This window comes from Anaerococcus kampingae, assembly GCF_046365475.1.
GTDB classification, from domain to species: domain Bacteria; phylum Bacillota; class Clostridia; order Tissierellales; family Peptoniphilaceae; genus Anaerococcus; species Anaerococcus kampingae.
This window is the reverse complement of the sequence record NZ_JBGMEF010000026.1, coordinates 25,166-32,314: the sequence shown is the minus strand read 5'-3', so window position 1 is coordinate 32,314 and position 7,149 is coordinate 25,166. Positions and strand designations below refer to the sequence as shown.

4 protein-coding genes are annotated in these 7,149 nt (G+C 37.4%); 2 read left to right on the top strand and 2 right to left on the bottom strand.

Going from position 1 to position 7,149, the window contains the following annotated elements; all coding sequences use genetic code 11:
• The first annotated feature begins 6 nt into the window (after positions 1 to 6).
• A complete protein-coding gene (locus ACCQ42_RS07330; protein WP_410035796.1) occupies positions 7 to 168 on the top strand; it encodes a UTRA domain-containing protein in 162 nt (53 codons plus the stop codon).
• A 35-nt stretch (positions 169 to 203) separates the two neighbouring features.
• Here the strand turns inward: ACCQ42_RS07330 and ACCQ42_RS07325 are convergent, their stop codons facing one another.
• Complete coding sequence (locus ACCQ42_RS07325) at positions 204 to 2,102, bottom strand: fructose-1,6-bisphosphatase (RefSeq protein WP_106459845.1); 1,899 nt, start codon at positions 2,100 to 2,102, stop codon at positions 204 to 206.
• 51 nt (positions 2,103 to 2,153) lie between these two features.
• Positions 2,154 to 3,122 carry a hypothetical protein gene (locus ACCQ42_RS07320; RefSeq protein WP_106459846.1) on the bottom strand — a complete coding sequence of 323 codons (969 nt, stop codon included), beginning with the start codon at positions 3,120 to 3,122 and terminating at the stop codon, positions 2,154 to 2,156.
• Between the two features lie 316 nt (positions 3,123 to 3,438).
• Between ACCQ42_RS07320 and rpoB the strand changes: the two genes are divergently transcribed.
• On the top strand, positions 3,439 to 7,128 hold the full coding sequence (gene rpoB / locus ACCQ42_RS07315; RefSeq protein ID WP_410035795.1) for a DNA-directed RNA polymerase subunit beta: 3,690 nt from the start codon (positions 3,439 to 3,441) through the stop codon (positions 7,126 to 7,128).
• The last annotated feature ends 21 nt before the right edge of the window (positions 7,129 to 7,149 follow it).

The window sequence follows — 7,149 nt, the reverse complement described above, 5'->3', positions numbered from 1 at the left end:
TCGTCTATGACAAGTCAAGTGGCAAAGATGATGAACCTAGAGGATAAGAGCCCTTGCCTTAAAATAAGAAGGCTGTCCTATGATTTAGAAGATGATCTGATAGAATATACCCTATCTTACGCAAGGGCAGATCTCTTCTATTACGAAACTTTTTATACCCACAACTAAAAATCAGCCCTTATATTTGGGCTGATTTTATGTGCTTACTTATTCTCGTAAATTTTTAAAAGCTCTTGCAAGAGTTTTATTTTTTCTGCATTTTTCTTGCCTTCATCTGTATCTTTTCTGAGCATTCTTGGATTCATGATCTCAACTTCCTTTATATTAGGAGTGTAGGATGAAACCTTGTCGGTAATTGATTCGTAGGTCTTATGCTCAGCAAGGGCCACGTGGTGGGAGTTAAAGACTAGGGTATAGCCAGCTATGCCCGTTTTGGCCTGGTAAGGTTTTGAAATGCCGCCATCTATGACATAAAGTTTACCGCCTGCCTTGATTGGACTTTCTCCAGCTTCGGTAATTACTGGAACGTGGCCATTTATTATCCTTCTTCTAGTCCCTGTAACTCCAAATTCATCCAGAATCATATCCACGATTTCTTCTTTTTCGTAAAGGTCGTAGTAAGGGTTGTAGTGCTCTTTCCTAAGGGCCTTGTCATCTACAAAGACATTTTCAAAATATGAATATTGGCTCTTGCCAAAAATTGGAGAATACCTGCCGCTTATTAAATACCACATCATATCCTTGGCAAAGAGGTCATTGGTAAAGTAGGCATCCCTGGCAAGTCTATCGAATTTATCCATGAGGTTTTTGCCCTTGTAGGTCACACCTTTTATTTCTACTTCTTGGAATTCTCCATCTTTTGTAAGTGGGATGCAGCCGTGGAAGAGTAAAGAGCCGTTTTCCACCTGGTACATTGCACCATTTTGGTAGAGGAATTTGACGTGGGCATTTAGCTTGTCATTTTTGATAAAATCTTGTTTTAGGACGTGGATTACATTTTTTTCTTCTTTAGTCAATTTGGATGGATTCTTTGGGTCAATAGTTGGGAAATTTTTATCCTTAAGAGCAGCACCCTTGTAGGTAAAATTATCGAAGTTGATGAATTTGATGACATTTCTATTGTCCATATTCATATCAGGATTTCTCTCTATTAGGGCATAGTCAAGTTTGTACCTAATTATCGAAATTGCCTTGTGCATCCTAGAAGCAGCTTCTAGGGTGATATTGTCATAAATATTATCGTCATAGATTCTTGGCTTAAAATATAGGCATGGGTCATCGCCATAAGTTTCCATTGCAAATTCAAAAAGGACTCTGAGGTTGATTCCATAGCCATCTTCTAGCATATCAAAGTTGTTATATTTGATGGCATCTGCAACGCAAGCTGCAATTAGGGCGGTATTTCCTGCGCAAGCTCCCATCCAGGCTATGTCGTGGTTGCCCCATTGGAAGTCCACATTTGGGAAGGTTAGAAGTTCATCCATGATTATATGTGGGGATGGACCCCTGTCATAGATATCGCCTACAATGTGGAGCTTATCTACAGATACTCTCTGGATTAGGGCGCAGAGGACTTTTATAAAGTCATAGGCTGTTTGGTAGGAGACGATATTTGATACTAAGGATTCATAGTAGGCGCGCTTGTTGTACTCGGAGTCGTTGGTGTAGAGGAGCTCGTCTAAGATTAGATTATATTTTTGAGGAAACTTGCTCTTTACATAATCTTTTGGATATTTGGTTGAGACGAATTTTAGGAGATTTATTAGCCTGTGAATGGTTATGGTGAGATAGTCAGCAGTAATCTTTTCTTCAGTCCTTAGTTCTTTTAGGACTAGGTCTGGGTCATAGATAAGCTTGGCTAGGTCATCTTGGTCATGTTTTTCTAAAGTGTCTCCGAAGAGCTTTTGAATCTTATCCCTAATGTTACCAGAGGCAGACCTTAGTAAATGCAAAAAGGCATCGCTTTCCCCGTGTATATCAGAGAAAAAATATTCAGTGCCCTTAGGTAGGTATTGCTGGCTGGTTAGTAAAATTAGCTCATCTTTGATGGCGCTTTTGTTAGGGTAGAGGGTTTTGATTAGTTCGTGGTAGGTCTTATCCATATTTTATCCTTTCTTGTAAATTAAAAGAGCAAAGGCCCGAAAATCGGGCTATTACTCCTTTGTTTCCTCTCTTACAAATGTTGATTTGTCATAGATTCTTTCATCTTCTGCCTTTTGAAAATCTTCCGCCAAATCTGGGTCATAGGTTATATCATCATTATCACTTACTATGACTTTGTTTGTTTTTAAATCTTCATGGGATTTTTTCTTTAGGTCATCAAGATTTGTCTCTGTGATTATAAGATCATCAGATTTATTCTTACTTTCCTTATGATTATTAGGGCTTGCTTCTTCTTCTTTTTTCAAATCAGCTAGGGTAAGTGGTTTTTCTTCTGATGACTTTTCGTAGGTTTTGTCAGTATCGCTGCTTGCTTCATCTAGGGTGATTTTATTTTCATCTTTTTTGTCAGAATCTTCACTTTCATTATCGGTGTTTTTATCAATAAGCTGACTGGTTTTAATTTTAGTCTTGCCATCAAGCTTCACTTCTTCGTTTTTAAGAAGTTTTACATCATCTGATTTTAACAAGTTTTCAGAATTATCAGTATTATTTTGGTTTATTTCGATGTATTCTGTCTTAGTTTGTTTGGATCCTTCTACTTGATAAATACCCCTTACTTTTCCTATTAATCCGATAAGTGAATTTAATAATAAAAGTCCATTTAGGCCTATGAGTATAAATAGAAGTTTCTCTCTAAAACTCATAAGCAAGAATCCGTCAATTGCCAAAAATATAAGGGCAAAGAAAATATTTGATGGGTGGCTTTTTCCATTTTCACCTGCTTTAAAGATATTTCTTGCGACAATTGTATTTATAATAAAGGCAATTAATACAAGAATAAGGCTAAGAGGCTTAAGGATTGACCTAGCTATATTTGTAATCCCTATTAGGTCAAAGGCAGCTAAGTAGAGGTTGTTATCGACAAATACGATAAAACCAATAGCAAAAAACAACAGGATGCTTATTATAGACCTAAAAAGGCCTGTTATTATTGAAAAAAATTTAATTAAGTCTTTCATATCTCCTCCATTACTTATATTATATCATAAATTTCTGATTGTTTATATATTTTATAAATGTATAATAGAAGAAAGATAAAAAAATCCTATTAGATAATTGACAAATATACATTATCTGATATCATAATTAGATAGTTTTATAAAATAGTTCCAAGAGAATATATAGAATATAAGGAGAAATCTCAATAAAAGACTTGAAGGTTGATTGTTTTGAAGTATAATATACAATTGCTAGAAATCTATTTATGGAGATTTTTTTTATCTTATAGACAAGTAGAATTTGTCATTTGAAGTTTGCAAACAGTAAGGAGTAACAATGGCCCAATATCACAAGAAGTTATATGGGAAAACCGAGAGAATGTCCTTCTCAAAGTTTCCTGAAGTCTTAGATTTACCAAATTTATTAAAAGTTCAAAAAGACTCATATGATTGGTTTATTAAAGAAGGTCTTGGAGAAATCCTAGAAGACATCTCACCAATTGAGGATTATAATGGCAAGCTCAGCCTTGAATTTACAGGCTATGAGTTTGAAAAAGAACCAAAATATACCCTAAAAGAAGCTAAGTATAAAGACCTAACCTATGCCAGAGACCTAAAGGTTATGGCTATCTTATTTAATAAAGAAACTGGTGAAATCAAAAGACAAGAAGTTTTCATGGGTGATTTCCCAATGATGACTGACTCTGCAACATTTGTTATAAATGGTGCTGAAAGAGTTATAGTAAGCCAGCTTGTAAGAAGTCCAGGTGTATATTATGCAGAAGAGACTGACAAGAGCGGGGATAAGCAATATTCATCTACAGTTATACCAAACCGTGGTGCATGGATAGAATTTGATACTGACGCCAGCCATACTGTAAATGTCAGATTAGATAGAACAAGAAAATTACCAGCTACAACCCTTGTTCGTGCCCTTTTATTTGAGACAGATGAGGAAATTATTGAGGCTCTAGGTGATACCAAACATTTAAGAAATACCCTAGAGAAGGAAAATTCTGAAACTAGCGAAGAAGCTTTGATAGAAATCTATAGAAAGCTAAAACCAGGTGATCCTGCTTCCCTAGAATCATCCACAACCCTAATTAATAACCTCCTCTTTGATGATAGAAGATACGACCTTGCAAGAGTTGGTAGATATAAATACAACCTAAAACTTGCCCTAGCTGACAGAATCGAAGGCGAAAAAGCTGCAAGAGATGTAGTTAATAGCGAAACAGGCGAAATCTTTGTCAAAGAAGGTGAAGTAATTGATAGGGAAACTGCCCTAGCTATCGAAAATTCTGGAATAGTTACAGTTGATATAAATAAAATCAACTCAGATGGCAAGGAACAGACCCTAAGAATAGTTGGAAATAACTTTGTTGATGTTCACTCATTTGAAGAGCTAGAAGGCCTAGATATCGATTATGATGAACTAAGCGAAAAAGTTTATTATCCAGTAATGAGAGAAATAATCGATGAAGCTAGTGATGATGAAGATCTTGTAAAACTCATCCAAAGAAGAAAGAAAGAACTTTCTCCTAAAAACATTACAAAAGCTGATATACTTGCAATAGTAAACTACCAATTCAACCTCTTTGAAGGTGTCGGCGAAACAGATGACATAGACCATCTTGGTAACCGTCGTGTAAGAGGTGTTGGAGAATTATTACAAAACCAATTTAGAGTTGGTCTTGCTCGTATGGAAAGAGTAGTTCGTGAAAGAATGACAACCCAAGACCCAGATATAGCAACACCACAAGGTTTAATCAATATCAAGCCTGTGACAGCTGTTATAAAGGAATTCTTCGGTTCATCCCAATTATCACAGTTCATGGACCAAACCAACCCAATGAGTGAGTTAACCCACAAGAGAAGACTATCAGCCCTAGGACCAGGCGGTCTATCAAGAGATAGGGCAGGAGTTGAAGTAAGAGACGTTCACGATTCCCATTACGGTAGGATCTGTCCGATAGAAACTCCAGAAGGACCAAACATCGGTCTAATCACATCTCTTACAACTTATGCTAGAGTAAATAAATATGGCTTCATAGAAACACCTTATAGAAAGGTAGAAGCTGGTGGCCATGTAACAGATGATATTGTATATCTAACAGGAGATATAGAAGATAATTTCATCATTGCTCAAGCCAACGAACCATTAGATGAAAACAATGTATTTATCAATGACAGAGTATCAGGACGTGGTTATAAGGGTGAAAATGATATTTATCCAAGAGATGCCATCCAATACATGGACGTATCACCTCAACAGATAGTATCAGTCGGAGCATCCCTAATACCATTTTTAGAAAACGACGACTCTACCCGTGCCCTTATGGGTGCCAACATGCAGCGTCAGGCAGTACCACTTATCAAGTCCCAAGCTCCTATAGTAGCTACAGGAATTGAGCATAGGGCTGCAAAGGACTCAGGTGTATGTGTAGTATCAAAAGAAGCGGGAAAAGTTGTCTATGTATCAGGTGATAAGATCAAAGTTAAGTCAGACTCAGATGGTGAAATAATCACCTATGACCTACTTAAATTTGAAAGAGCCAACCAAGGAACTACTATCAACCAAAGACCAATTGTAGAGCTTGGTGAAGAAGTAAAAGCTGACCAAGTAATCGCAGATGGTCCATCAACAGAACAAGGAGAGCTAGCCCTAGGTAAAAATATCCTAATAGCCTTTACAACATGGGAAGGTTACAACTTCGAGGATGCTATGCTCCTTAACGAAGAACTAGTAATCAACGACGTTCTAACATCAGTCCACATCGAAGAACACGAATGTGAAGCCAGAGAAACCAAGCTAGGCGCAGAAGAAATCACAAAAGATATACCAAATGTCGGCGATGATATGAAAAAAGACCTTGATGAAAATGGTGTGATAAGAATCGGAGCTGAAGTAACAAGTGGTGATATCCTTGTAGGTAAGGTATCTCCAAAGGGAGAAACCGAGCTATCTCCTGAAGAAAGACTACTTCGCGCAATCTTTGGTGAAAAGGCAAGAGAAGTTAGAGATACATCCCTAAAAGTACCACATGGTGAAAAGGGAATCGTAGTTGATGTCAAAGAATACAACAAAAAAGACGGAGATGAATTATCTCCAGGTGTAAATAAAGTTATAAGAGTCTATGTAGCTACCAAGAGAAAAATTATGGTAGGAGATAAGATGTGCGGTCGTCACGGTAACAAGGGTGTCGTTTCAAGAATTCTTCCAAGAGAAGACATGCCATTCTTACCAGATGGAACCCCAATTCAAATCTGCCTAAACCCATTAGGTATACCAAGCCGTATGAACCTTGGTCAGGTACTAGAAGTGCACATGGGTCTTGCAGCAAGAACCCTAGGATGGAAGATAGCAACTCCAGTATTTGATGGTGCTATGGATACAGAAATAGAAGAAGTCCTAGAAGAAGCAAAGAAAATTGCCCCATATGTAAATAAGACAGGCAAGATTAGACTACGTGATGGTAGGACAGGTTTAGAATTTGAAAACCCTGTAACAGTAGGAGTCATGTACATGCTCAAACTTCACCACATGGTAGAAGAAAAAATCCACGCCAGGTCAATCGGACCATACTCCCTAGTAACCCAACAACCACTAGGTGGTAAGGCACAATTTGGTGGCCAAAGATTTGGAGAGATGGAGGTTTGGGCCCTAGAAGCATATGGTGCAAGCCATACCCTCCAAGAAATCTTGACAGTCAAATCAGATGATGTAACTGGAAGAGTTAAGACCTACGAATCAATAGTAAAGGGTGAAAATATCCCAGAACCAGGCACACCAGAATCATTTAAGGTACTTGTAAAAGAATTACAATCACTTGCCCTAGACGTAGAGCTCTTAGATGATAAGGGTGAAGTCGTAGAACTTAAGGAAAACATAGACGAACAAGATAGATTTTCTCAAGTAGAAAAGATAGATGCATCAAAGATAAGAAACCAAAGCAAACTTTTATCCAATACCTCTGCAAAAGCTGAAGAAGTAAAGGCTGCAGAAGTAGAGGGTGAAGAGGCTTAAGTCATAGTTAGGAAGTTTGAA

What these genes read in the sequence shown, in the direction of transcription:
- ACCQ42_RS07330 (WP_410035796.1), top strand. Translation starts at nt 7, where the DNA reads ATGACAAGTCAAGTGGCAAAGATGATGAACCTAGAGGATAAGAGCCCT.
- ACCQ42_RS07325 (WP_106459845.1), bottom strand. Translation starts at nt 2,102, where the DNA reads ATGGATAAGACCTACCACGAACTAATCAAAACCCTCTACCCTAACAAA.
- ACCQ42_RS07320 (WP_106459846.1), bottom strand. Translation starts at nt 3,122, where the DNA reads ATGAAAGACTTAATTAAATTTTTTTCAATAATAACAGGCCTTTTTAGG.
- rpoB (WP_410035795.1), top strand. Translation starts at nt 3,439, where the DNA reads ATGGCCCAATATCACAAGAAGTTATATGGGAAAACCGAGAGAATGTCC.